General features: G+C 68.5%; 22 protein-coding genes, 1 tRNA gene and 1 pseudogene. 5 read left to right on the top strand and 19 right to left on the bottom strand.

Annotation, left to right across the window (positions count from 1 at the left end):
- The 8 genes and pseudogenes from NL1_RS37945 to NL1_RS30610 form a co-directional block, all read right to left on the bottom strand.
- Window positions 1-205, bottom strand: a 205-nt coding sequence (locus NL1_RS37945) for a hypothetical protein (RefSeq protein ID WP_156095132.1), incomplete at its 3' end; no start/stop codon positions are given.
- A gap of 87 nt (window positions 206-292) precedes the next feature.
- On the bottom strand, window positions 293-1,963 hold the full coding sequence (locus tag NL1_RS30585) for a DUF885 domain-containing protein (RefSeq protein ID WP_067846695.1): 1,671 nt from the start codon (window positions 1,961-1,963) through the stop codon (window positions 293-295).
- Window positions 1,964-2,198: 235 nt separating this feature from the next.
- Complete coding sequence (locus NL1_RS39760) at window positions 2,199-2,894, bottom strand: ABC transporter ATP-binding protein (RefSeq protein WP_245673659.1); 696 nt, start codon at window positions 2,892-2,894, stop codon at window positions 2,199-2,201.
- Window positions 2,895-3,203: 309 nt separating this feature from the next.
- Window positions 3,204-4,157: pseudogene (locus NL1_RS39765) on the bottom strand (ABC transporter ATP-binding protein); the annotation flags it as partial.
- On the bottom strand, window positions 4,154-5,557 hold the full coding sequence (locus NL1_RS30595; RefSeq protein ID WP_067846698.1) for a branched-chain amino acid ABC transporter permease: 1,404 nt from the start codon (window positions 5,555-5,557) through the stop codon (window positions 4,154-4,156). The gene NL1_RS30595 and the pseudogene NL1_RS39765, both read right to left, overlap by 4 nt.
- On the bottom strand, window positions 5,554-6,591 hold the full coding sequence (locus tag NL1_RS30600) for a branched-chain amino acid ABC transporter permease (RefSeq protein ID WP_067846701.1): 1,038 nt from the start codon (window positions 6,589-6,591) through the stop codon (window positions 5,554-5,556). The genes NL1_RS30595 and NL1_RS30600 overlap by 4 nt, the downstream gene beginning before the upstream one ends.
- 87 nt (window positions 6,592-6,678) lie before the next feature.
- A complete protein-coding gene (locus NL1_RS30605; protein WP_245673660.1) occupies window positions 6,679-7,755 on the bottom strand; it encodes a branched-chain amino acid ABC transporter substrate-binding protein in 1,077 nt (358 codons plus the stop codon).
- A gap of 359 nt (window positions 7,756-8,114) precedes the next feature.
- Window positions 8,115-8,735, bottom strand: a complete 621-nt coding sequence (locus NL1_RS30610) for an ANTAR domain-containing response regulator (protein ID WP_067846705.1) — start codon at window positions 8,733-8,735, stop codon at window positions 8,115-8,117.
- 222 nt (window positions 8,736-8,957) lie between these two features.
- On the opposite strand from NL1_RS30610, the gene NL1_RS30615 reads away from it, so the two are divergent.
- The 4 genes from NL1_RS30615 (at window position 8,958) to NL1_RS30630 (ending at window position 11,822) form a co-directional block, all read left to right on the top strand.
- A tRNA-Leu gene (locus tag NL1_RS30615) sits at window positions 8,958-9,044 on the top strand.
- Between the two features lie 886 nt (window positions 9,045-9,930).
- Complete coding sequence (locus tag NL1_RS30620; RefSeq protein ID WP_067846709.1) at window positions 9,931-10,443, top strand: monooxygenase family protein; 513 nt, start codon at window positions 9,931-9,933, stop codon at window positions 10,441-10,443.
- A gap of 226 nt (window positions 10,444-10,669) precedes the next feature.
- A complete protein-coding gene (locus NL1_RS30625) occupies window positions 10,670-11,290 on the top strand; it encodes an arsenate reductase/protein-tyrosine-phosphatase family protein (RefSeq protein WP_067846712.1) in 621 nt (206 codons plus the stop codon).
- Window positions 11,291-11,414: 124 nt separating this feature from the next.
- Window positions 11,415-11,822, top strand: a complete 408-nt coding sequence (locus tag NL1_RS30630) for a hypothetical protein (RefSeq protein ID WP_067846713.1) — start codon at window positions 11,415-11,417, stop codon at window positions 11,820-11,822.
- A gap of 48 nt (window positions 11,823-11,870) precedes the next feature.
- Here the strand turns inward: NL1_RS30630 and NL1_RS30635 are convergent, their stop codons facing one another.
- The 11 genes from NL1_RS30635 to NL1_RS30685 form a co-directional block, all read right to left on the bottom strand.
- Window positions 11,871-12,683 (bottom strand): acyl-CoA thioesterase, encoded by an 813-nt coding sequence (locus tag NL1_RS30635; RefSeq protein ID WP_084511163.1) that lies wholly within the window; start codon window positions 12,681-12,683, stop codon window positions 11,871-11,873.
- 94 nt (window positions 12,684-12,777) lie between these two features.
- Window positions 12,778-14,199 (bottom strand): pyruvate kinase, encoded by a 1,422-nt coding sequence (pyk, locus tag NL1_RS30640; protein WP_174553490.1) that lies wholly within the window; start codon window positions 14,197-14,199, stop codon window positions 12,778-12,780.
- Window positions 14,200-14,269: 70 nt separating this feature from the next.
- Window positions 14,270-14,938 carry an amino acid ABC transporter permease gene (locus NL1_RS39770; protein WP_281180877.1) on the bottom strand — a complete coding sequence of 223 codons (669 nt, stop codon included), beginning with the start codon at window positions 14,936-14,938 and terminating at the stop codon, window positions 14,270-14,272.
- A 6-nt stretch (window positions 14,939-14,944) separates the two neighbouring features.
- Complete coding sequence (locus NL1_RS39775; RefSeq protein WP_245673658.1) at window positions 14,945-15,700, bottom strand: transporter substrate-binding domain-containing protein; 756 nt, start codon at window positions 15,698-15,700, stop codon at window positions 14,945-14,947.
- A 171-nt stretch (window positions 15,701-15,871) separates the two neighbouring features.
- Entirely contained in the window at window positions 15,872-16,333 is a 462-nt protein-coding gene (locus NL1_RS30655) for a TM2 domain-containing protein (protein ID WP_067846719.1), read from the bottom strand.
- A 198-nt stretch (window positions 16,334-16,531) separates the two neighbouring features.
- Entirely contained in the window at window positions 16,532-17,737 is a 1,206-nt protein-coding gene (gene lgt / locus NL1_RS30660; RefSeq protein WP_084511161.1) for a prolipoprotein diacylglyceryl transferase, read from the bottom strand.
- 57 nt (window positions 17,738-17,794) lie between these two features.
- Window positions 17,795-18,595 carry a tryptophan synthase subunit alpha gene (gene trpA, locus NL1_RS30665; protein WP_067846722.1) on the bottom strand — a complete coding sequence of 267 codons (801 nt, stop codon included), beginning with the start codon at window positions 18,593-18,595 and terminating at the stop codon, window positions 17,795-17,797.
- Window positions 18,592-19,854 (bottom strand): tryptophan synthase subunit beta, encoded by a 1,263-nt coding sequence (gene trpB / locus NL1_RS30670; RefSeq protein ID WP_067846725.1) that lies wholly within the window; start codon window positions 19,852-19,854, stop codon window positions 18,592-18,594. The genes trpA and trpB overlap by 4 nt, the downstream gene beginning before the upstream one ends.
- Window positions 19,854-20,672, bottom strand: coding sequence for an indole-3-glycerol phosphate synthase TrpC (gene trpC / locus NL1_RS30675; RefSeq protein ID WP_067846729.1), 819 nt, complete (start codon window positions 20,670-20,672; stop codon window positions 19,854-19,856). The genes trpB and trpC overlap by 1 nt, the downstream gene beginning before the upstream one ends.
- Window positions 20,673-20,855: 183 nt before the next feature.
- Complete coding sequence (locus NL1_RS30680) at window positions 20,856-21,674, bottom strand: TIGR02234 family membrane protein (RefSeq protein ID WP_067846732.1); 819 nt, start codon at window positions 21,672-21,674, stop codon at window positions 20,856-20,858.
- Window positions 21,671-23,224, bottom strand: a complete 1,554-nt coding sequence (locus NL1_RS30685; RefSeq protein ID WP_067846734.1) for an anthranilate synthase component I — start codon at window positions 23,222-23,224, stop codon at window positions 21,671-21,673. Before NL1_RS30685 ends, NL1_RS30680 begins: the two co-directional genes overlap by 4 nt.
- A gap of 168 nt (window positions 23,225-23,392) precedes the next feature.
- Here NL1_RS30685 and NL1_RS30690 point away from each other — a divergent pair, with 168 nt between their 5' ends.
- Window positions 23,393-23,854, top strand: coding sequence for a peroxiredoxin (locus NL1_RS30690; protein WP_067846737.1), 462 nt, complete (start codon window positions 23,393-23,395; stop codon window positions 23,852-23,854).
- The last annotated feature ends 34 nt before the right edge of the window (window positions 23,855-23,888 follow it).

Below are 23,888 nucleotides of genomic sequence, written 5' to 3' on the forward strand. Positions count from 1 at the left end.
CGTCACGCGCCGGATTCGTCGCGTCGCCGACCGATCCGGCGAAACCCGGGACGGTCGCGACCGTCAATCCCCCGGTCCGCAGCGCGCCCGCGTCCGCGGGAGGGCCGCTCAGCCCGGCGATGCTCACCGCGCCCCACGCGGCCGCGCAGCAGAGCAGCGCGATCAAGACCCGTCTTCGAATTCGAGTTGCCAACAGCCGGTTCATCGTCCCCCCTGACCGAGCTTCGTCAACGCACCTTCATGGAACCCGACGCGACGGCCACCCGCAACTCGAGTGTTCCGTGCCGGGCCCTCACAGCGCGCCTGCCAACTCCCTGAGCACCGGCAGGCTCACCGAACCCGAGCCGAGCACCACATCGTGAAAAGCCTTGATGTCGAAGCGCTCCCCCAGCCGCTCGGTGGCCAGCGCCCGCTGCTTCCTGATTTCCAGCTGGCCCACCTTGTAGGACACCGCCTGCCCCGGGATCGCGATGTAGCGATCGATTTCGACGGTGATCTCGGTCAGCCCCACCGGAGCGTTGGCCACCATGAAGTCGATGGCCTGCTGCCTGCTCCAGCCCATCGCGTGGATACCGGTGTCCACCACCAGGCGGCAGGAACGCCACGAATCGCCCGCCAGCATGCCGAGCCGGTCGAGATCGTCTGCGTACAAACCCATCTCGTCTGCGAGCCGCTCGGTGTAGAGCGCCCAGCCCTCCACGAACGCGGTGTTGGCGAAGGACTGCCGCTGGAAGCGCGGCAGGTGCTCGAGCTCGTTGGCGATGGTGAGCTGCAAGTGGTGTCCGGGGATCGCCTCGTGGTAGGCCACCGAGGCGGTCTCGAAGCGCCCGCGCCCCTGCGGCTCGTGCTGGTTGACGAAATACGTTCCAGGACGCGAGCCGTCGGCGGCGGGCGGGAAATAGTAGGCCGTCGGCGCATCGGCGGCCAGGAAGTCCGGCACCGGCACGATGTCGCACGATTGCCGGGGCAGCCTGCCGAACCAGTTCCCCATCTCGGCGGTCGCGGCGTCGAGGCAGCGTTTGGCGTCGATCATGATCTGCTCACCGTCGCGGTAGCACAGCTCCGGATCGTTGCGCAGCTTGCCGAAGATCTCCGCGAGGTCCGACGTGCCCCACAGCCGCGAACCGACCCGTGCGTACTCCTCACGCAGCAAGGCCAGTTCGGAAAGACCGAGTTCGTGGATCTCCTCCGCGCCCAGATCGGGCAATGTGGTGTGGTGGCGCAGCAGGCTGCGGTAGATGTCGGCGCCGTCGTCGCCCAGCCAGCACAGACCGCTGCGCTCGTCGGGCCGGGCCGCGGGCAGCAGCTCGTCGGCCAGCGCTTCGCGATACCGCTGGAACGCGGGCCGGATCACGTCCCCGGCGACCTGCGCCAGGTCGGCGCGCCACTGCGCCTCACCGTCCCAGTCCTGCGGCCCGGCGAAGGTGACGAACGGATCGGTCGCCGGGTCCGACGCCAGATAGCCGTCCAGCTGGTTGAGCGAGCGCTCGATGGTGATCCTGGCGGGTGCACGGCCCGCCGCCAGACCGGCGCGGAAACGGTCCACCGCCTGGCTCAGCATGTCACCGAGCTGTTCGTGCCGTCGCAGCAGCGCCCGCGCGTGCTCGGGCTGCGGCGCGTTGATCTGCGGCGCCGTGGTGAGCAGCGCCGCGTGCACGCCGTCCATCTGATCGGAGGCCATCTCCAGCGGACGCCAGGCCAAATGATCCACCGCCGTGGCCAATTCCGCGCGCAGCAGGCCGCGGGTCACCCGGTCGGTGGGCGAGAGCCGGGCCGGGTCGAGCGCGTCGACCCGCCCGAGCAGCTCGCGCCACGACTCGAGCCGACGCTGTTCGGCGTCGAGCGAGAGATCCTCGATGCGATCGTCGAAGCGGTGATCGCCAAGCAGGGTGGCCAGGGTTGGCGCCCCCGCCAGCGTCTCGTCCCAGTACCGGTCGGCCAGCGCGAGCAGCTTCTCGTCCATCCCAGCACTGTACTTTTTGCGCGCTGGCGCGCGGGTGTTCGCGGCCTTTTCGTCTCGCTTCCGAACGGGCTCTTAAGACTCGCCCTCGGGGTGGCTGGGAGTGCGTGGATCGAGCGTTCGCATAACCGGGTCTGCGCGGTGGTGCGAGCCCGGCTGGACGGAGTCCGTGTGCGGACGAGTCGACCGGCCGGCCATCGGTGCGCGGCGACACCGACAGCCGGCCGCGGGTGCGTCTCTATCCGACTCCGAGGTAGGCCGACTTGACCGCCGGATCGGTGAGCAGCTGGCTGCCGCTTCCGGTCTTGGTGACGCCGCCGGTCTCCAGGATGTAGGCGCGGTCGCTGCGGGCCAAGGCCTGCTGGGCGTTCTGCTCGACGAGCAGCACCGTGGTGCCCTGCCGGTTGATCTCACCGATGATGCGGAAGATCTGTTGAATCACCATCGGCGCCAGGCCCATGGACGGTTCGTCCAGCAGCAGCAGACGCGGCCGCGCCATCAGCGAGCGACCGATGGCCAGCATCTGCTGCTCGCCGCCGGAGAGGGTGCCGCCGACCTGTTTGCGTCGCTCCAGCAGCCGGGGAAACAGCTCGAACACCCAGTCCAGGGTCCGCTGATACTCGGCCTTCTGCGCGAAAGTGCGTCCGTAGCAGCCCATGTCGAGGTTCTCCTGCACCGTCATGCCGGGGAATACGCCCCGGCCTTCCGGCGCCTGGATCAGCCCGCCGACCACCCGTTCGTGCGCCTTCATCGTGGTGATGTCGCGGCCTTCGAACTTGATCCGGCCGCGCATCAGGGGCAGCAGCCCCGACAACGCGCGCATGGTGGTGGTCTTGCCCGCGCCGTTCGCACCGAGCAGGGTGACCAGCTCGCCTTCCGCGACCCGCAGCGAAACCCCGTGCAGCGCCTGGATTCTGCCGTAGTTGACGACCATGTCGTCGACCTCGAGCAGCGCGGGCGCGTCGCTGAAATCACGCTCCGGCGGCGCGGCAGGCGGCTCGCCCGGCTCGGGCTCCTTCCGTTCCGTCACCACCGGTCCGCCGCTCGGCGGCTTCCCGGTCGATTCACCCGCCGATTCGCCCGTATCCGAATCGGATTCGCCGTCCTCCGCGGAAGACGCTGTCTCCGCGTCGGATTCGCCCTCGGACGCCGAAGACGCCGGAGCCGACCCGGATTCGCCTTCCGAAGACTCCGATGCCTGCCCGGACTCGCCCGAAGACCCTGCACCGGAACCGCTTTCGGCCTCGGTATCGGGCACGCCGAGATAGGCCGCGATGACCGCGGGATTCTCCCGGATCTCACCGGGCAGTCCATCGGCGATCTTGCGGCCGAACTCCAGCACCACGATCCGGTCGGTCACGCCCATGACCAGTCGCATGTCGTGCTCGATCAGCAACACGGTGAACCCGTCGTCGCGGATCTTGCGGATCAGATCCATCAGCGCCGACTTCTCGCTGGGGTTGAAGCCCGCCGCGGGCTCGTCCAGGCACAGCAGTTTCGGCTCGGTGGCCAGGGCGCGGGCGATCTCCAGCCTGCGCTGATCGCCGTAGGAGAGGTTGCGCGCCTTCTCCACCGCGCGCGGCGCGATGCCAACGAACTCGAGCAGCGCCATGCCGCGCTCGATGGCGTCACGCTCCTCCCGCCGATGCCGCGGACTGCGGAACACCGCGCCGGGCACCGAGGTCTTGTGCCTGGCGTCGGTACCGACCACCACGTTCTCCAGCGCGGTCATCTCGCCGAAGAGCCGCACGTTCTGGAAGGTGCGGGCGATGCCCAGGCGGGTGATGGCGTTGCGCTTGGTCTTGGTCAGCGGCTGGCCGTCGAAGTACACCAGACCCGAGGCGGGTTTGTAGACGCCGGTGATCGCGTTGAAGCAGGTGGTCTTGCCCGCGCCGTTGGGACCGATGAGCCCGAGGATCTCGCCGCGGCGGATCTCGAAGCTGACCGCGTCCAGCGCGGTGAGACCGCCGAACTTGACGGTCAGGCCCTCGGTCTTCAGCAGCGGCGCGCCGACCTCGGTCTCGATCTCGCGGTGCGGCGCAACCACTTCGGCGACGGTCTCCTTGTCGCCGAGTTCCGGAATCACCGCGGTGACGTCGACCTCGCCCGCGCTCTTCGCTTCCTGCGGCGGCGCGGCGTAGCCCGCGGCCATGTCCTCGTTGTCGAACAGCGCGTCGCCCGCGCCCGGCCCGGTCATTTCGCCGCTCCGATCGGCTCGCCCACCGTGGGTTTACGCACGGCCTGGTACACCTGCCTGCCGTAGGTGAGCAGCTTCTGCCGGACCGGGAACAGACCCTGCGGCCGCAGAATCATCATCACCACCAACGCGATTCCGAAATACAGATACTTGAGGTCGCCGAGCGACTGGGCGCCGCCCTTGCGGAACAGCAGCACGCTGCCCAGTAGCAGCGCCGCCATGATGCCGGTGAACACCATGCCGGTGATCACTCCGCGGCGCGGCCAGACGCCGAACTCGCGGCCCTTGTACCGCCACAACACCAGCAGGCCGACGAAGAGCGCCACGTCGATGATCAGCAGCACGTAGCCGGTCGACTCGTTGTCCACCAGCTGCACCGAGGTCAACCGCTTGGGCAGATAGGCGATGATGAACGCGCCGAAGATCACCCCGAGCTTGTTGCCCTGGCCGCCGATCACCACGGCGCACAGGAACAGCATCGAGTTGATGATGTTGAAGCCGGCCGGGTTGATGAACTGCACCTGGCCCGCGTACATCGCGCCGGACAGCCCGCCGACCGCGGCGCCGATCAGGAACGCCCACAGCTTGAACTTGAACGTCGGCACGCCCATGATCTCGGCGGCGTCCTCGTCCTCGCGGATGGCCACCCAGGCGCGGCCGACCCGGCTGCGCTCCAGATTCCCGACGATCAGCAGCACGATGATGACCAGCACCATGCCGAGCCAGAACCAGTAGGTGCCGTAGCTGGCCCGGTCGAGCAGGCTGGCGCTGTCCGGATCGCCGGTGTTGCCCGCGGAGAACACGCCGTTGGGCTTCTCCTCCGACTCGCCCACGTGCGGGTACGCCACCCCCGACAGCCCGAGGCTGCCGTTGGTCAGCTCGTGCAGGTTGTCGGCGAGCAGCCGCACGATCTCACCGAAGCCGAGCGTGACGATCGCCAGGTAGTCCCCGCGCAGCCGCAACGTCGGCGAGCCGAGGATGAGGCCCGAGAGCGCGGTCACCGCGACCGCGATCGGCAGACAGGCCAGCCACGCCCACTCCGGATCGAGCCAGCCGCCGTCGGTCTGGTTCCACGGGCTGTTCGGACTGGTCAGCAGGCCCACCGTGTAGGCGCCGATGGCGTAGAAGCCGACATAGCCGAGGTCGAGCAGACCCGCCTGTCCGACAACGACGTTCAGGCCGATGGCGATCAGCGCGAACATCGCGAACTCGGCCATGACGAGGCCGAAGTTGTAGGCGGGGGTGTCCAGGATCGGGGGCGGGAAGAGCGGAAGCAGCGCGAGCGCGGCGATCGCCGGTACGCCGACGGCCCATTGCGCGGGCCGTGACAGTCCCTCCCACCAGCTGCGGAGCGCGTCGCCGACGCCCTGTCTCGGCGCCGTCTTGGTCAGGTCGGTCATGCGCGGGCCCTCCCGAGACTCTCGCCGAGGATGCCGGTCGGCCGGACCATCAGCACCACCACCAGCACGACGAACGCGACCACGTCGCGCCATTCGATACCGAACAGGATCTGTCCGTACTGCTCCACGACCCCGAGGATCAGACCACCGAGCAGCGCGCCGCGCAGGTTGCCGATGCCGCCGAGCACCGCGGCGCTGAACGCCTTGATGCCGAGGATGAAACCGCCCGAGTAGATGATCGCGGGCGGGATCTTGATCGCGTACAACGTCGCCGCCGCGCCCGCGAGAACGCCGCCGATGAGGAAGGTCAGCATGATGACCCGTTCCCGGGAGACGCCCATCAGCGTCGCGGTGTCCGGATCCTGCGCCACGGCGCGGATGCCGCGGCCGAATTTCGTTCTGTTGATGAGCATTTCGGTGGCGATCGCGAGCACCACCGCGGACACCACGATCAGCACCGCGATATTGGTGACGTCGGCGCCGCTGAAGCTGAACTGCACCGTCGGCTCGACGAGCTGGACCGGCTGCTGGGCATTGGTGCCGCCCAGATCGGGATTGATCTTCGGCAGGATGAAGTGCACGAACTCCTGGATCACGAACGACATGCCGATCGCGGTGATCAGGAACGCCAGCGGTTTGGCCCCGCGCTTGCGCAGCGGGCGATAGGCGACCCGCTCGAGCCCGACCGCCGCGCCGCCGGAGACCAGCATGCCGACGATCATCGCCAAACCGATATACACGACCGTCAGCAGCACGCCCTGGTTGTAGACATCGGGGCTGGCGGCGAAACCGAACAGCATCAGTCCGATCAACTGACCGAACATGCCCAACATGAATATTTCCGAATGGGCGAAATTGATGAGCCTGAGTACGCCGTAGACCAGGGTATAGCCCACTGCGACCAAGGCATAGATGGAACCGTAGGTAACTCCGTCGACGGTCAGTCGCCAGAATTGATCGATCACTCCCTGGTAGTCGAAGTCGATCGAGCCGTCGGCGAGGTATGCCACGCCGGCCAGTGCTGATGCTGTCATTCGAAAAACGCCTTCACCAATGCCCCTCATGGAACAGCACGTACGGGGGTGTTACGGGCACCCCCGTACGTGCTGGGTTCGCGGTACTTACTTGACTTCGTAGATCCAGATCTGCGCGTTGGCCAACTCGCCGTTCGGGCTCCACTTGTAGTTGCGGGCCAGACCGGGGCCGTCGTAGGAGCGCACATACGCGAGCAGATCGGGGCGGGTGACCTTACCGCTGTCGATGCCCTTCGCCAGGATCGTGGTCAGGTCGTATGCCTCCACCGAGTACACGCCGGGCGCCTGCCCGTTGAGCGCCTCGTAATCCTTGGCGAACTTCTCCGGAGCCGGACCACAGGGGCAGGTGAGGCTCGCGCCCTTGGCCGCGCTACCCGCCTGCGAGAGGAACTGCGGGTCGTTGACGCCGTCCGGGCCGACGAACACGGCCTTCACACCACCGGACTTCAACTGCTGCGCCAGCGGCGCGCCCTCGGCGTAGTAGCCCGAGTAGAAGACCGCGTCCGGCGCCGCCGCCGCGATCTTGGTGACGGTGGCCGAGAAGTCCTTGTCGCCCTTCTTGATGCTGGCCGAGCACGCCGGATCGGCGGCCGCGCCGAGACCCTCGGTGACGCTCTTGGCCAGGCCGACACCGTAGTCGGTGTTGTCCTGCACCACGCACACCTTCTTGTAGTTCGCGGTGCTCACCAGGTACTTCGCCACCGAAGGACCCTGCACGTCGTCGTTGGCCAGGCCGCGGAAGAAGGTGGTCCAGCCGTTCTGGGTCAGCGTCGCGTTGGTCGCCGACGAGGTCACCGACACCAGACCCGCGTCGCTCAGAATCTGGCCGGTCGCCTTGGTCTCACCGGAGAACGCCGGACCGACCAGTCCGATGATCGACCGATCGTTGACGATCTGCGGGATCACCTGGGTCGCCTTCTGCGGATCGCCCTCGGTGTCGAACTGCTTCAACTCGATCTTGCAGCCCGGATTCGCCTTGTTGTGCTGATCCAGCGCCAGCTTCACACCGTTGACGATGTTGATGCCCAGCGCCGCATCCGGGCCTGTGAGCGCGCCCGCCATGGCGACAGAGGTACCGGGAGCACAGGTGGCCTTGCCGTCACCCGCGGGATCGGCCGCCTTCGCGGGATCCGTCTTCGGCACTTCCTTACCGGCGGTGTCCACCTGCATGACCGGCTGAATGGACAGGCCCCCCGAACCGGTGCCGGTCGCGTCCGAGCCGCTGCCGGTGGATTTGTCGCTACACCCGGTCAGCGCGAGCGCCGCGGCGGCACCGATAACGAGTGCACCTCGCGTCGCACGACTGCGCCATGTCGAACTAAGCACGTCTCACCTCTACGTCCTGTGCTCCCCCGGCTATCCGAGGAGGCCGACCACGTCAGCCCGGTCAGAACATAGCGTCGGTACGTTAGATCCGCATCACATTCGCATCATGAGGACGACATTGTGTCGAATTCTTTTTGGCGATCGCGTTTCCAGCGAGTAAATCTTTCCAGCCAGCACCGCCCCGAGGGGGTGGCGCATCACTTCGGCGCCAGGTTCTCCAGCACCACCTCGGCGACCGCCTTCATGGTAGTCCGGCGATCCATCGCGGTCCGCTGAATCCACTTGAATGCCTGCGGCTCGGACAGACCCTGGGTCTGCATGAGCACGCCCTTGGCCCGCTCCACCAGCTTGCGCGTCTCCAGCCGATCGGCCAGATTCGCGACCTCGCTCTCCAGCGCGGTGATCTCGTGGAAACGACTCGCCGCCAACTCGATCGCGGGCACCAGATCCGACTTGGTGAACGGCTTCACCAGATACGCCATCGCGCCCGCGTCGCGCGCCCGCTCCACCAGATCACGCTGACTGAACGCGGTCAGAATCACCACCGGCGCAACACGTTTCGAAGCGATCTCGGCGGCCGCATCGATGCCGTCACGGCGCGGCATCTTCACATCCATGATCACCAGATCCGGCCGGTGCTCCACCGCAAGATCCACCGCCTGCTGCCCGTCCCCCGCCTCACCGACCACCTGATACCCCTCTTCGGTGAGCATCTCGACCAGATCCATCCGGATGAGCGCCTCGTCCTCGGCAACGACGACCCGCTTCGCTCCGGCGTCCTTCTTCGTGCCGGCGCCCCCTGCTGCAGTATTGCTCATAGGTAAGACCCCTCTGGTTCCGATGCCTGTCCCGACACGCACGAATGGGCCGAGACCGCACCAACCTGGCCTCGCCCCACCCTGCACGCTGTCGAGTGATGTAGAGAGTACCTTTCAGTTCGGCTTACAACGCATATACCCTGCGTAAAGACCAATCCGCGGCGCCGGAGGCAACCCATTCGCGGAAAGCCGCCCCGACCCGCTATAGTTCACACCCGGTGCGCCGGGTTGGCGGAACTGGCAGACGCGACGGTCTCAAAAACCGTTGTCCGAAAGGACGTGTGGGTTCGAGTCCCACACTCGGCACCAATGCTGGGGGAGCCCTGCTTGCGCGCTTCGCGGCTGCGCCGGGGCATTGGTGTTCATTTCCTCTGGGGGTGCAACCCCCAGGCCCCGCCCGGCGGGGCTACGCCCCCCGGACCCCCCATCCTGTGGTTGCGTTTAGCGCGTGCAGCCGCGTTGGTCGATGGGTTGCGTCGAATGGGCGAATCAGCTCGGATCTGGTGGGTGGTCGCGTTCCCACGCGAATGTGCGGTTCGGCGGGCGGGTTCGTGCACGAGGCGATCCGAATCGAAGGGTTAGGTTCATCCGCGAGCAGCTCGGTTCGATCGTCGCCTCGGCACCGTCTCCTCGAATGCCCTGCGTAGCCGATTCCGTGGTCGCGTTCCCATGCGGACGCCTGGTTCGGTGGTCTGGTTCGTACGCGGGGCGGCACGAATCGATGGTTGCGTTCTTCCCTCGGCTCGATCGTCGCCTCGACACCCTCTCGCCGAATGCGCGGCGTGACCGATTCGGGGTCGAGGGGGCGGATCGCTCTGTTTGTGGCTGCGCTGGGGACGTAGCCGCCGGGGTCGAGAATGGTTGCCCCTCACTCCCCGCTGTCGGACGGCGTCTGCCGAATCGATGTCTCGGAGAGCTTGCCGTCCTCCGCGCTCCTCGACCTTCGCCAGACGGATCCGAGGCTCGGGCGCGGCGCCGAATGTGTTGTCTTGTTCGGATTCTCGGGGGTGGGATAGCCGAGTGAGCCGTCGCGGAACGGCGGGCCCGTCGGCCGGACACGCCTGCGGTGTGCGTGCTGTCGCGGCAGGGAAGGGGCCGCGGGGCAACGGAGGCGGCGTGACTGAACCGGACGTGGGGCTGACACGTACCTCGTAGGGTGGGTGTAGGTAGTGCGCACCGTTGCGGAGGTTGCGGTATGCGGGTGAAAAGGACGACCGTCGACTTGTCCGGCTATCCGGATCTCGTGGTCATCTACCTCGGGATGCGGGTACGCAAACCGCGCGGCATGCTGCGGCTGCTGGGGTTGGGTCCGAAGCTGTATCGGTCGCATCGGGACCGGCCCGAGGGGCTGCTGCTGCACGAGGACGTGGTGTGGGGGCTGTTTCCGCCGCACTGGGGCGCGCGGCAGTACTGGCGCGATCTCGACAGCCTGGAGCGGTGGACGCGGTCGCAGCCGCACCGGGAGTGGTGGGCGAAATTCCTGAAGGACTCCGGCGGGACGGGGTTCTGGCACGAGGCGTACTTCGTGCGCGGCGGCATCGACGCGATGTACGACGACATGGCGCCCGCCACCGGGATGGCCCTGTTCGCGCCAGTGATCGCCTCTCGGGGACCGATGTTCTCCACCCGCGGACGGGTGTACGGCGAAAACGCGAAAGTGGCGCCGGTGATCACCGAAAACACTTATTACCGAAACGAATCCGAGTGAGCAGTCACACAATCGGCAACGGCGGGTGAATGATTGAAGATCGAAACAGCTGGGTAAGTTCAGCGATAAGCCCGGCGTTCGATCGTGACATGCATCGAGAATCCGCCTGAATACCCGGGTGAGCTTTGTGTACGGCGCGCGACAGCGAGATGAATATGTGTCTGCGCACCTGTGATTCCGTGACGAGCGACTTCTGGTCCGCGACCGGCCGAATTACCGTAGCGGCATGCACGTCCTGTTCGTCTGCAACGGCAATGTCTGCCGTTCGGTGATCGCCGAGCGGCTCACCCGCGCACTCGCTGTCGAACACAACCTGACCGGTCTCACCGCCGACAGCGCGGGCACCCGTGCGCTGGTCGGATTCTCCATCGAACCGCTGACCGCGCAAACCATTTCCGGTCTCGGCGCGGATCCCGACGGATTCCGTGCACGCAAACTGAAGCCGGAACTGATCGACCGCGCCGACATCGTGCTCACCATGACCGAACAGATCAGGGACCAGGCCTCCGACATGGCGTTCGGCGCCGCGGCCCGCACCTTCACGCTGCTGGAAGCGCACCGGATCGCCAAGGTCACCGGCGCACGCACCGTCGCCGATTTGCACTTGGCGCGCAACGATCTTTCGATTGTCGGCCGGGAGAACATCGCCGATCCCGTCGGCCTGTCCGAGGCCGCCTATTGCGAAGTCGGCGACCGCATCGCCGAGGCGGTGGTGCCGCTCATGCTGGCGCTGGCGCCGCACGCACAGACCCGCCCCGACACAGACGAACGGCCCGGACTGGTGATGCAACCGGGCGCCGCACCCGCGCCGCTCTCGGCATTCCTGGCGGCGCAGCGCATCCGGTGACGGCGGCGAAATCGGGACGCGCCCGGCGAATCGCGCCAGACTATGTCGCCCATGCCCACCGAGGCATTACACTCCCCGCGGATAGCATTCGCCGTTGATGGTTCGACACAGACAGGAATCAGACATGCCGAGAATCTCGGATGTTTCGCTTCATGTTTATGTGACGCCGGAAACACTCGAACGCATTGTCGAGACGGTGCGCGCGGTGGTGGACGACCACCTGCACGACCGCGACGTCTTCGCGTGGCGTTTCACGCTGCCGGTCGACCCCGGGGAACCGGCCCACGTCCTGCTCGAAACCCAGTGGCGCGTAGACCATCCCGGCCAGGACCCGGACCCGCGCCGCACCTACGAGATCGCGCTCAGCCTGGTCGGCGCGGCACGCGATCTGACAGCCCCGAGCCTGGCCGCCCTGCAGCGCCGCCTGATGATCGAAACATCCTGCGGCACCGACGATCCGGATGTGCCGCGCACGATAAGCACACAGCGCAGGGACAGCTTCGATTTCGAGATCGAGCGGGAAATACTGTAGCGCCCACGCCGTTTCGGCGTGGGCGCTCGTTCGATCAGCGGCCGGGGTTCACCCGCGCGACGGGAAGTGGCGGATGACGCCCTCCTGCACCGTGGTGGCGAGGAGTTCACCGCTGCGCGAGTAGAACCGGCCGGTGGCCAGGCCGCGCGAGCCTGCGGCGACCGGGGACTCGGTGGCGTACAGGGCCCAATCGTCGAAGCGGAACGGACGGTGGAACCAGATGGAGTGGTTCACCGTGGCCGCGATGATCCGGTCCAGCCCCCAGGAAAGCCCGTGCGTGGTGATGATCGAGTCCAGCACCGTCGTATCGGACGAATAGCCCAGCGTCGCAACGTGGATCAGCGGATCGTCGGGCAGCGTGCCGTCGGCGCGCATCCACACCCGGTTGTGGTTGAGCCGCTCCCCCGTGCCCTTCAGGATCCAGGCGGGATCGTTGGTGTAGCGCATGTCGATCGGGTGCGGCGCGTTGACGAACATCTCCAGCTTGTCCTCCAAGCCTTCGAAGCTCTCCTCGATGCGCGGCAGCTGCTCGGGGTCTGTCACCTCGGGAAGGGGGTGGGCGTGCTCGAGCCCCTTGCCCCAGTCCTGGAAGGCGGCCAGCATGACGAACAGCTCCTGATCGTCCTGCACGGCGGTGACCGTGCGGTTGGCGAAGGAGCGGCCGTCGCGATGCCGGTCCACCCGGTACTCGATCGGCTTCTTCGGATCGCCGCCGCGCACGAAATGCGCGTTCACGGCGTGCACGGGCCGGTCGCCCACGGTGCGACCGGCCGCGATGATCGCCTGCGCGACCAGCTGTCCGCCGAAGGTCCGGCTCCAGACCTTCTCCGGATGGTGGCCGACGAAGACGTCGGCGTCCATCTGCTCGAGATCGAGCAGACCGAGCAGCACCTCCAGATCGGACCGCTTCGCCGGCTCTTGGGTGCCGACGGGGCCGCCTAGCGAAGCATTCACGCTAATGGTCCTCCTCACCGATACGGTGCACGTGGATCAGGTTGGTCGAACCGACAGTACCGGGCGGGGAGCCCGCCACGATGACGACCAGGTCGCCCTTCTTGTATCGATCCATCGACAGCAGCGACTGGTCCACCTGGTGGATCATCGCGTCGGTGGTCTTCACCGTGGGAACGATGAAGGTCTCGGTGCCCCAGGTCAGCGCGAGCTGACTGCGCACCTCGGGCAGCGGGGTGAACGCCAGCAGCGGCAGCGGGGTGTGCAGCCGGGCCAGCCGGCGCACGGTGTCGCCGGACTGGGTGAACGCCACCAGCGCCTTGGCGTTGAGCCGCTCGCCGATGTCGCGCGCCGCGTAGGAGATCACGCCGCGCTTGGTACGCGGCACGTGGGTCAGCGGCGGCACCCGGGTGGAGGACTCGGCCTCGACCGCGTGCACGATGCGGGCCATGGTGCGCACCGTCTCGATCGGGTACGCGCCGACCGAGGTCTCACCGGACAGCATCACCGCGTCCGCGCCGTCGAGCACCGCGTTGGCCACGTCCGAGGCCTCCGCGCGGGTCGGCCGCGAGTTCTCGATCATCGACTCCAGCATCTGGGTCGCGACGATGACCGGCTTGGCGTTCTCCCTGGCCATCTGGATGGCCTTCTTCTGCACCAGCGGCACCTGCTCCAGCGGCAGCTCCACGCCGAGATCGCCGCGCGCGACCATGATCGCGTCGAAGGCCAGCACGATCGCCTCGAGGTTGTCGATGGCCTCGGGCTTCTCCAGCTTGCCGATCACCGGCACGCGACGGCCCACCCGGTCCATCACGTCGTGCACCAGCTCCACGTCGGAGGGCGAGCGCACGAACGAGAGCGCGATGAAGTCCACGCCGAGCTTGAGCGCGAACTCCAGGTCCTCGATGTCCTTCTCCGAGAGCGCGGGCACCGAGACGTCCATGCCGGGCAGCGAGACGCCCTTGTTGTTGGAGACCGGTCCGCCCTCGGTCACCCGGCACACCACGTCGTTGCCTTCGACGCCGGTCACCGTCAGGCCGACCTTGCCGTCGTCGACGAGCAGGCGGTCGCCGGGCTTGGCGTCCTTGGCCAGCTCCTTGTAGGTGGTCGAGACCCGGTCGTGAGTGCCGTCGATGTTGTCGACGGTGATGCGCACTTCCTCCCCGGTCGCCCACACCGTGCGGCCCTCGATGAACCGGCCGAGCCGGATCTTGGGGCCCTGGAGGTCGGCGAGGATGCCGACGGCCCTGCCGACGTGGTCCGAGGCCTGGCGCACCTTCTTGTAGTTCTCGGCGTGGTCGGAGTGCTCGCCGTGACTGAAATTCAGGCGAGCCACGTCCATACCGCTCTCGACGAGTTCGCGGATACGGTCCTCGGTCGCAGTGGCCGGGCCGAGCGTGCACACAATCTTCGTCCGTCGCATCACGAGTAGAGCGTAGTCCTGCCGGGTCGCGCGGGCCCGTCGCGGCCTCGGTGAAGAGTTGGTGAACTGCTCCTCACCGGGCGATGTGCCGGGACAGGCGCGTTTCCAGGCGTGTCTGACCGAAGCCGAGGATCAGGCAGATGACCCAGTAGTAGAGCGCGGCGACCCCGTAGAGCGCGAAGAAATCGAAGGTCGGCGCGGCTGCCAGCTGTGCGGTGCGCAGCAGTTCGGTGACCAGGATGGTCGAGGCCAGCGACGTGTCCTTGACCAGCGAGATGAGCGTGTTCGACAGCGGAGGCACCGCGATCCGCGCGGCCTGCGGCAGGATGATCAGCCGCAGCATCATCGGATACGACATGCCGAGCGCCTGCGCCGCCTCCCACTGGCCGTGCGCGACGGACAGGATCGCGGCGCGCACCACCTCGGCCGCGTAACCGCCGACGTTCAGGCTGAACGCGATCACCGCCGCGGGGAACGGATCGATCACGATGTCGAACTGCGGCAGCGCGTAGAACACGATGAACAGCTGCACCAGCAGCGGCGTGCCGCGGATGATCGAGATGTAGAACCGCGCGGGCGCGGACAGCAGCCAGGTCGGCGACATCCGCGCCAGCGCGACGAACAGCGCGAGCGCCAACCCGATCACGAAGCTGATCGCGGTGAGCGGGATGGTCTTGGTAACGGTGGCCTCGAGCATCGGCCACAGATTGCGCCAGATCAGCTCCCGGGTCGCGGCGTCCACGAGCGACTATTTGCTGACGTCGACGCCGAAGTACTTGTCCGAGATCTGCGCCAGCCTGCCCTCGGCGCGCAGCTCGTCCAGCGCCCTGTTCACCTCGGCGATCAACGGATCGCCCTTGCGCGCGGCGAAGCCCATCCGGCTGGTCTCGCCGGTCTGCGCGGCGATCTTGACCGACTTGTCGCCCGAGGTCTTGGTGTACTCGTTGAACACCAGGTTGTCGTTGACGGTGCAGTCGACGCGGCCGTTCTTCAGCAGCTGGATGGCCTGCACCCAGCCCTCGACAGCCTCCACCTTCGCGCCCGCGCCCGCGGCGACCGCGCTCCAGTTGCTGGTGGCGGACTGCGCGGAGGTCTTGCCCGCGAGGTCGGCGAGCGAGCTGATGGCGGTGTTGTCGGTGCGGGTGACGATCACGCCCTCGGAGGTGGTGTACGGCTGGGAGAGCTCGTATTTGTTCTTGCGCTCCTCGGTGATCGAGACCTGGTTGGCGACCAGGGCGAAGCGCTTGGATTCCAGGCCAGCGAAGATCGCGTCCCACGGCGTCTGCACGAATTCGACCTTGCGGCCGAGCTTGTCGGCCACGGCGCGGACCACGTCGACGTCGTAGCCGGTGAGCGCGCCGTCGGAGCCCTGGTAGCTGAACGGCGAGTAGGTCCCCTCGGTGCCGACCTTCAGCACGTTCGGGTCGTCGCCGCTGCCGCAGGCGGTGAGGCCGGTGGCGGCGACGATGGCGAGCATGGCGGCGGCGAACAGCTTGCGACGCACGAAATCCCTCTCTCCGGTGCGTGGACTGCCCACACACGACACACACAGATTCGGTCCAAATTACGCCCGTTGCGGGCTGGTGCACAGTATCCCGATCACTGTGAGCGAAAGGGTTGCCTCGTGAAAACGCGAAAGGCGCCGCCGGTTCGGCGACGCCCTTCGTGGTGGCGATCAGTCCCGCAGGGGTCGCCCGTTGGCGTCGGGCACCTTGCCGGTCAGGATCATGATTCCGTCGATGAGCGCCCAGATGCCGCAACCACCGCAGGTGACGATCTGCAGGATGCCGATAGTCGTGTAGCCCAGGTAGAAGCGACCGATACCGAGGGTGCCGACCAGCAGCTGCAGGATGCCCGCGATCATCTTCTGCTTGTCCGACAGCGGCACGCCGAAGGCGTCACGGCCGTACGGGGCCTCCGGATCGGCCGGGTTGTAGCCCTGCGGCTGCGGCTGGCCGTACGGCGCCGCAGGCGGGTAGCCACCGGGCTGCTGGCCGTACTGCTGCTGGCCGTACGGGTCGGCGGGCTGGCCGTACGGCTGCTGCCCCGAAGCGTCCTTGTTCAGGTCCGGACCCGTACCGGGCGGACCGTACTGCGGGCCGCCGAAGCCCTGGTTGTTCTGGTATGGGTCGGTCACTCATGTCCTCCTCATTAGTGCGGGCACCCACTGCTGGCCCCCGGTCTGTCGATCGCCCCGGGCACACCCGTGGCGATCACCGGTCATTCTTGCCCGAATCGACCGGTTTTGTCGCCTCGGTGCCCTTCGGACTCCATGTCGTTATCGCGCGCGGTGGCGGATGTGTTGCCGTCGCGCGCGGTCGATTTCGCGGAGCGGCTAGCTGCCCTCGTCTGCCGTCTTCTTTCCCGCTCCGCTGACGGACTTCGCGGGCTCGGCCGACTCGTCGTCGGCATCGGGTGAGTCACCCGCCTCCGAGCGCGGCGAATCATTCGCCGCCGCCGTCGAGTTCGGCTCCGCAGCGTCGGACTTCTCCCCCGCGCCCGCGGCGGACTTCTCCAACGTTGCCTTCTCGGATCGATCCGGCTCGTCCGCTGCTTCCGCCGAGTCTGCCTCGTCCGCCGCGTCTTTCGCCGCGACCTCGCGCGCCACCGCGCCCGCCGCCGACGCACCCGCGGCGCGCAGTGCGCCGAGCTGCCACGGCCACGGGCGGTTCATCACGCCGGGTTGCAATTGCTCGGCGGCCTCGCGCCCCTTGGTGGCGAACACGAAGTAGGCGATGGCCGCCAGGAAGACGAGTGCCGCGGTGAACGAGTTGATGCGGACGCCCGCGATCAGGGTGGCCTCGTCGTCGCGCATCAGCTCGACGAAGAACCGGCCGAAGCTGTATCCCGCGACGTAGAGCGCGAACAAGCGGCCGTGGCCGATCCGCCAGCGCTTGTCGATCTGCACGAGCAGCACCACGATCAGCACGTTCCACAGCAATTCGTAGAGGAACGTGGGGTGCACGATCTTCTCGACGACGCCGTTGGAGATGCCGTTCATCGGGTCGGGGTCACCGTTGGCGTCGAACCGCGGGTAGATCTCCAGGCCCCAGGGCACGGTGGTCTCGCGGCCGTAGAGCTCCTGGTTGAAGTAGTTGCCGAGGCGGCCGATGGCCTGGGCGAGCAGGATCGGCGGCGCGATGGCGTCGCCGAAGGCGGGCAGCGGGACCCGGTACACCCGGCAGCCGATCCAGGCGCCGACGCCGCCGAGGAGCACCGCGCCCCAGATGCCGAGGCCGCCCTGCCAGATGTAGAGCGCCTCGATCGGGTTGGCGCCCGCGCCGAAGTACTTCTTCCAGTCGGTCGCCACGTGGTAGAGGCGACCACCGATCAGACCGAACGGCACCGCGAACATGGCGACATCGAGCACCGTGCCCGACTGACCGCCGCGCGCCTGCCAGCGTCGCTCGCCCCACCAGATGGCGACGACGATGCCGAGGATGATGCACAGGGCATAGGCCCGCAGTGGAATCGGCCCGAGCTGCCATACGCCTTGCGGGGGGCTGGGGATGTAGGCCAGCACATCGCTTCGTAACGTCACGGGGCCACCGTAGCCGAGGACCCGCCGAGTGCAAGATTCGGCTGTCGCCGGGGTGTCTTACGAGGCGACGGTCGCCGAGCGCACGCCGTCGGCGAGTTCGTGCGTCAGCGCGCGCACCGCGTCCAGTCCGTCGGCCGCCGCGGTGACCAGCGCCGAACCCACGATCACGCCGTCGGCGTAGCTCGCGATCTCGGCGGCCTGTGCACCGTTGCGGACACCGAGGCCGACACCGATCGGAATGTCGGAGTGGGCGCGGATACGGGCGCACAGCGCGGGCGCCGCGGCGGACACCACGTCGCGCGCGCCGGTGACGCCCATGGTCGAGGACGCGTAGATGAACCCGCGCGACGCCTCGAGCGTCTTCACCAGACGCTCCTCGGTGGAGGACGGCGCGACGAGGAAGATCCGGTCCAGATCGTGCGCGGCCGAGGCGACGAACCAGTCGTCGGCCTCCTCCGGGATGAGGTTCGGGGTGATGACGCCCGCGCCGCCCGCGGCGGCGAGATCGCGCGCGAAGCGGTCGACGCCGTACTTGAGCACCGGGTTCCAGTAGCTCATCACCACGGCCTTACCGCCCGCCACGGCGATCGCCTCGACCACGGTGAACACGTCGCGCACCCGCACGCCGCCGCGCAGCGCCTGCTCGGCGGCGGCCTGGATGGTCGGGCCGTCCATCACCGGGTCGGAGTAGGCGATGCCGACTTCGATGATGTCGCAACCCGATTCGACCATCGCGCGGCACACGTCGATGGAACCGGCCAGGTCCGGGTAGCCCGCGGGCAGGTAGCCGATCAGCGCGGCCCGGTTCTCCGCGCGCGCCGCGGCGAAGGTGTTGGCGAGGCGGGACTGCTGGCTCACGACTCGGTCTCCTGCGGTGCGTCGAACAGCCCGAACCAGCGGGCCGCGGTGTCCATGTCCTTGTCGCCGCGGCCGGACAGGTTGACCAGGATGATCGCGTCGGGGCCGAGTTCCTTGCCCAGCGTCAGCGCGCCCGCCACCGCGTGCGCGGACTCGATCGCCGGGATGATGCCCTCGGCGCGGCTGAGCAGCAGCAGCGCATCCATGGCCTCGGTGTCGGTGATCGGCAGGTACTCGGCGCGGCCGATGTCCTTGAGGTAGGCGTGCTCGGGGCCGACGCCCGGGTAGTCCAATCCGGCGGAGATCGAGTGGGATTCGATGGTCTGGCCGTCCTCGTCCTGCAGCAGGTACGAGTAGGCGCCCTGGAACGCACCCGGCGTGCCGCCGGTGAACGTCGCGGCGTGCCTGCCGGTGTCGACGCCGTCGCCCGCCGCCTCGTAGCCGATCAGCCGGACGGCGGGATCGTCGAGGAAAGCGTGGAAGATGCCGATCGCGTTGGAGCCGCCGCCGACGCAGGCGGTCACCGCGTCGGGCAGCCTGCCCGTCAGGTCCTGCACCTGCTGACGCGCCTCGAGCCCGACGACGCGCTGGAGGTCGCGCACCATGAGCGGGAACGGGTGCGGGCCCGCGGCGGTGCCGAAGCAGTAGTAGGTCTGCTCGGCGTTGGTGACCCAGTCGCGCAGCGCCTCGTTGATGGCGTCCTTGAGCGTCTGCGAGCCGGTGGTCACCGAGATCACCTCGGCGCCGAGCAGCCGCATCCGCGCCACGTTCAGCGCCTGGCGGGCGGTGTCGACCGCGCCCATGTAGATGACGCAGTCGAGACCGAGCAGCGCGCACGCGGTGGCGGTGGCCACGCCGTGCTGGCCCGCGCCGGTCTCCGCGATGACGCGGGTCTTGCCCATCCGCTTGGCGAGCAGCGCCTGGCCGAGCACGTTGTTGATCTTGTGCGAGCCGGTGTGGTTCAGGTCCTCGCGCTTGAGCAGGATGCGGGCGCCGCCCGCGTGCTCGGCGAGCCGCTTGCACTCGAACACCGGCGACGGACGCCCGGTGTAGTCGCGCTGGAGGCGGTCCAGCTCGTCCAGGAAGGTGTGGTCGGCACGGCACTTCTCGTACTCGGCGGTGACCTCTTCGATCACCGCCATCAGCGCCTCGGGCACATGCCTGCCGCCGTACACGCCGAAGTGGCCGCCGAGATCCGGTTCGTGCGCGCTCGGGTGAGCGACGCCCGCACTGGCCTGGGGTAGCGCGTGCACCGCCATCACCGGCCCCGCCGGGCCGGCTTGGGGCAGGACGGGTGGGTGCCCGCGGTCACCAGCTCGGACACCGCGGCGCGCGGGTCGCCGCTGGTCACCAGGCCCTCGCCGACGAGAACGGCGTCCGCGCCCGCGCCCGCGTAGGCCAGCAGGTCGGCGGTGCCGCGGATGCCGGACTCGGCGATCCGGATGACCTCGGTGGGCAGGCCGGGGGCGATGCGGGCGAACACGTCACGGTCCACCTCGAGCGTCTTGAGGTTGCGGGCGTTCACGCCGATCACCGACGCACCGGCGGACAGCGCGCGGTCGGCCTCCTCCTCGGTGTGCACCTCGACCAGCGCGGTCATGCCGAGCGATTCGGTGCGGTCGATGAGCGAGGACAGCACATCCTGCTCGAGCGCCGCCACGATCAGCAGGATGACGTCGGCGCCGTGCGCGCGGGCCTCGTGGATCTGGTAGGGACCGACCACGAAATCCTTGCGCAGGATCGGGATGTTCACGGTGGCGCGCACCGCGTCCAGGTCGTCGAGCGAGCCGCCGAAGCGGCGTCCCTCGGTGAGCACGCTGATGATGCGGGCGCCGCCGTCTTCGTAGGCCTTGGCCAGGCTCGCGGGGTCCGGGATGTCGGCCAGCGGTCCCTTGGACGGGCTGGCCCGCTTGACCTCGGCGATGACGCCGATGCCGTCTTCCAGGAGCGCGGCGCGCGCGTCCAGCGGGGCGGGCGCTGCGGCGGCTGCGGCCTTGATGGCCGGGAAGTCCAGGAGGGCTTCCCGAGCGGCCACATCCGCGCGGACCCCGTCGAGAATCGAGTCGAGTACCGTCATCTGGCTCGAATCCTTTCTGGGGAGACGGACTTGCTGCCTGAGAGTCCCCCCAGGCGCTGTCTCACCGATGCTGACAAAGAATAAATGGCTGTACCTCTTGTCTTGCCGCCGGGGTTCAGCTCCGCGCCCGATCGGCGGTCAGGTGGCGGAAGGAACCAGGGAGGCAGTGTGTGGGCGGTCACGTCAGCCCGCACCGCCGTTCACCGCGCGGTTGCGCGAATTCGGCTCGGCGGGGTCGCGCGAATCGGGTGTGGCTCGACCCGGCTCCGCACCCGCGCGCGAATCGGATCCGGCGCCCGGCGTGTCCTCGGTCGGGTCGGTGCCCGCGTCCAGCGCGTCCCACAGCACCCGCTCCGAGAGTTGCCCGGACGTGTCCGCGGCGCGCTGTTTGGTGACCTCTTCGGTGGCGGCCTCGCGGCGCACCACCGGGCTGTCGTACTTGCCGGAGAGCCTGCCCGACTCCCGCGGCATCCGCGCGAGCAGCACGCCCGCGGTGAACGCCGCGAGCGCCGCGACCAGCGTGAGAACCGCGGGCAGCGGCGCGGTGGTCACCTCGGTGACCGTGGCCCGGCCCGGCAGCTCGGCCAGGTCGGCGGCCCGCTCCTCCGTCGCGCCCTGCCCGGTGAGCAGTGCGAAGGCGGGCACGGCGGTCACCGCCGCGACGAGCGCGACGAGCACGCCGACCATCCGCCGCAGCCATCCCCTGGTGGCCAGCAGCGCGGCGATGGCCGCGAGCAGCACCAGCGCCAGCGGGGTGAGCGCGCCGAACCAGACACCGCCGTTCAGCTCGTCGGTGCGCGGTTCGGTGAGTCCGTCCGAGGACGACACCGTCACCCAGGTCAGCCGCGACGAGCCCCACATCAGCGCCGCGGCGAGCGCCAGCAGCACGATGGCCCCGACCGGATACTTGCGCCCCTCGGCGTGCGCGGGCGCCTCGGCCGTCAGGGACTCGTCGGCCTCGGACGAGGCGCGCGGATCTCGTTCCGGTTCCGCACCGGTCATAGGTCGCCGCCCGCCGCTCGGTCGACGCTGTAGGCGCGCACGGTCTCGGCGGCGGCGACGGCCTTCAGCACCGCCATCGCCTTGTTGCGCGATTCGACGTCCTCGTAATCGGGATCGGAATCGGCGACCACGCCCGCGCCCGCCTGGACGTAGGCGATGCCGTCCTTGAGCAGGGCGGTGCGGATGGCGATCGCGGTGTCGGCGTCGCCCGCGAAGTCGAGGTAGCCCACGACGCCGCCGTAGACGCCGCGCCGGGTCTGCTCCAGTTCCTCGATGAGCTCCATCGCCCGGACCTTCGGCGCGCCCGACAGGGTGCCCGCGGGGAAGCACGCGCTCACCGCGTCCAAGGCGACCTTGCCCGGCTTCAGCCGTCCCGACACCGTGGACACCAGATGCATGACGTGGCTGTAGCGCTCGATGTGCCGGTACTCGGTGACGCGCACCGTGCCCGGCTGACAGACCCGCCCGAGATCGTTGCGGCCGAGGTCGACGAGCATCAGGTGCTCGGCGTTCTCCTTCTCGTCGGCCAGCAGCCCCTTCTCCAGCAGCAGGTCGTCCTCCTCGGTGGCGCCGCGCCAGCGGGTACCCGCGATCGGGTGCGTGGTGGCCACGCCCTCCTTCACGGTCACCAGCGATTCCGGGCTGGAGCCGACAATCGAGAAGGCCGTGCCGCCCTCGCCGTCGGGGACGTGGATCAGGTACATGTACGGGCTCGGATTGGAGGCCCGCAGCATCCGGTACAGGTCGATCGCCTCGCCGTGATAGTCCATCTCGAACCGCTGGGAGAGCACGACCTGGAATGCCTCGCCCGCCTCGATCTCCTTGACCAGCCTGCGCACGCCCGCGCCGAACTCGTCGGAGGTGCGCTGGCGGCGATACTGCGGCTCGGGCTGGTCGAAGACCGAGACGGTGGACGCGGCCGGGGCGGCCAGCGCCTCGGTCATCCGGTCCAGGCGGGCGACCGCGTCGTCGTAGGCCTCGTCGACGCGGTCGGCCGTGCCGTTCCAGTTCACGGCGTTGGCGATCAGCGTGATGGCGCCCTCGTGGTGGTCGAAGGCGGCCAGGTCGGTGGCGAGCAGCAGCACCATCTCGGGCAGCTGCAGATCGTCGGTGGCCAGGCTGGGCAGCCGCTCGATCCGGCGCACCGCGTCGTAGCCGAGGTAGCCGACCATGCCGCCGGTGAGCGGCGGCAGACCGGGGAGCCGCTCGGTCTGCAGCAGCTGCAGCGTCTCGCGCAGCGCGACCAGCGGGTCGCCGCCCGACGGAGCGTCCACGGGGATGTGGCCGAGCCACGCCGCCTCGCCGTCGACCACGGTGAGCGCCGACGGGCTGCCCGCACCGATGAACGACCAGCGCGACCAGGACCGTCCGGTCTCGGCGGACTCGAAAAGGAAGGTGCCCGCCCGGTCGGCCGCCAGCTTGCGATAGGCCGACAGCGGAGTTTCGGAGTCCGCCAGCACCTTTCGGGTCACGGGGACCACCCGGTGCTCCGCGGCGAGCAGATGGAACTGTTCGCGGGTCGTGGTGGTGGGAGTGGACGCGCCAGGCATTACTCCATCATCCCAGGGCGGACGCTCGGGCTTCGCTCGGCCCGGTGCAAGGCCGCTCCGGGCGCGTCGGCGCACCACCGATCGCCGGCGCGTGACGCTCGATCGGCAACCGTCCAGCGCCCGGCAGGGCAGTACCGGGCGTCCGGTACGCCCGGTACTGTCCCTCTTATGCAGAAAGGCCAGCTCGCCCCGCAGTTCGAGCTCCCCGACCAGTCCGGCGCTCTTCGCTCCCTCGACGAGTTGCTCGCCGATGGACCACTGGTGCTGTTCTTCTACCCGGGCGCGAACACCCCGATATGCACCGCCGAGGCCTGCCACTTCCGGGATCTGTCCGCGGAGTTCGCCGCGCTGGGCGCCTCCTGTGCCGGCATCAGCGCCGACGCGGTGGACACCCAGGCGGGCTTCGCCGCCAAGCAGGGCCTCGGCTATCCGCTGCTCTCCGACAGCGACGGCGCGATCGCCGCGCAGTTCGGCGTCAAACGCGGCCTGCTCGGCAAACTCGCGCCGGTGAAGCGGCAGACCTTCGTCATCGACACCGACCGCACCGTGCTCGCGGTGATCACCGGCGAATTGCGCGCCAGCGTGCACGCCGACGACGCGCTGAGCGTCCTGCGCCAACGGGTTCGCTAGGCATTCACTCCGAGTCGCGCGCGGGGCCGGCGAC

This window comes from Nocardia lijiangensis NBRC 108240 (assembly GCF_001613045.1).
Lineage (GTDB): Bacteria > Actinomycetota > Actinomycetes > Mycobacteriales > Mycobacteriaceae > Nocardia > Nocardia lijiangensis.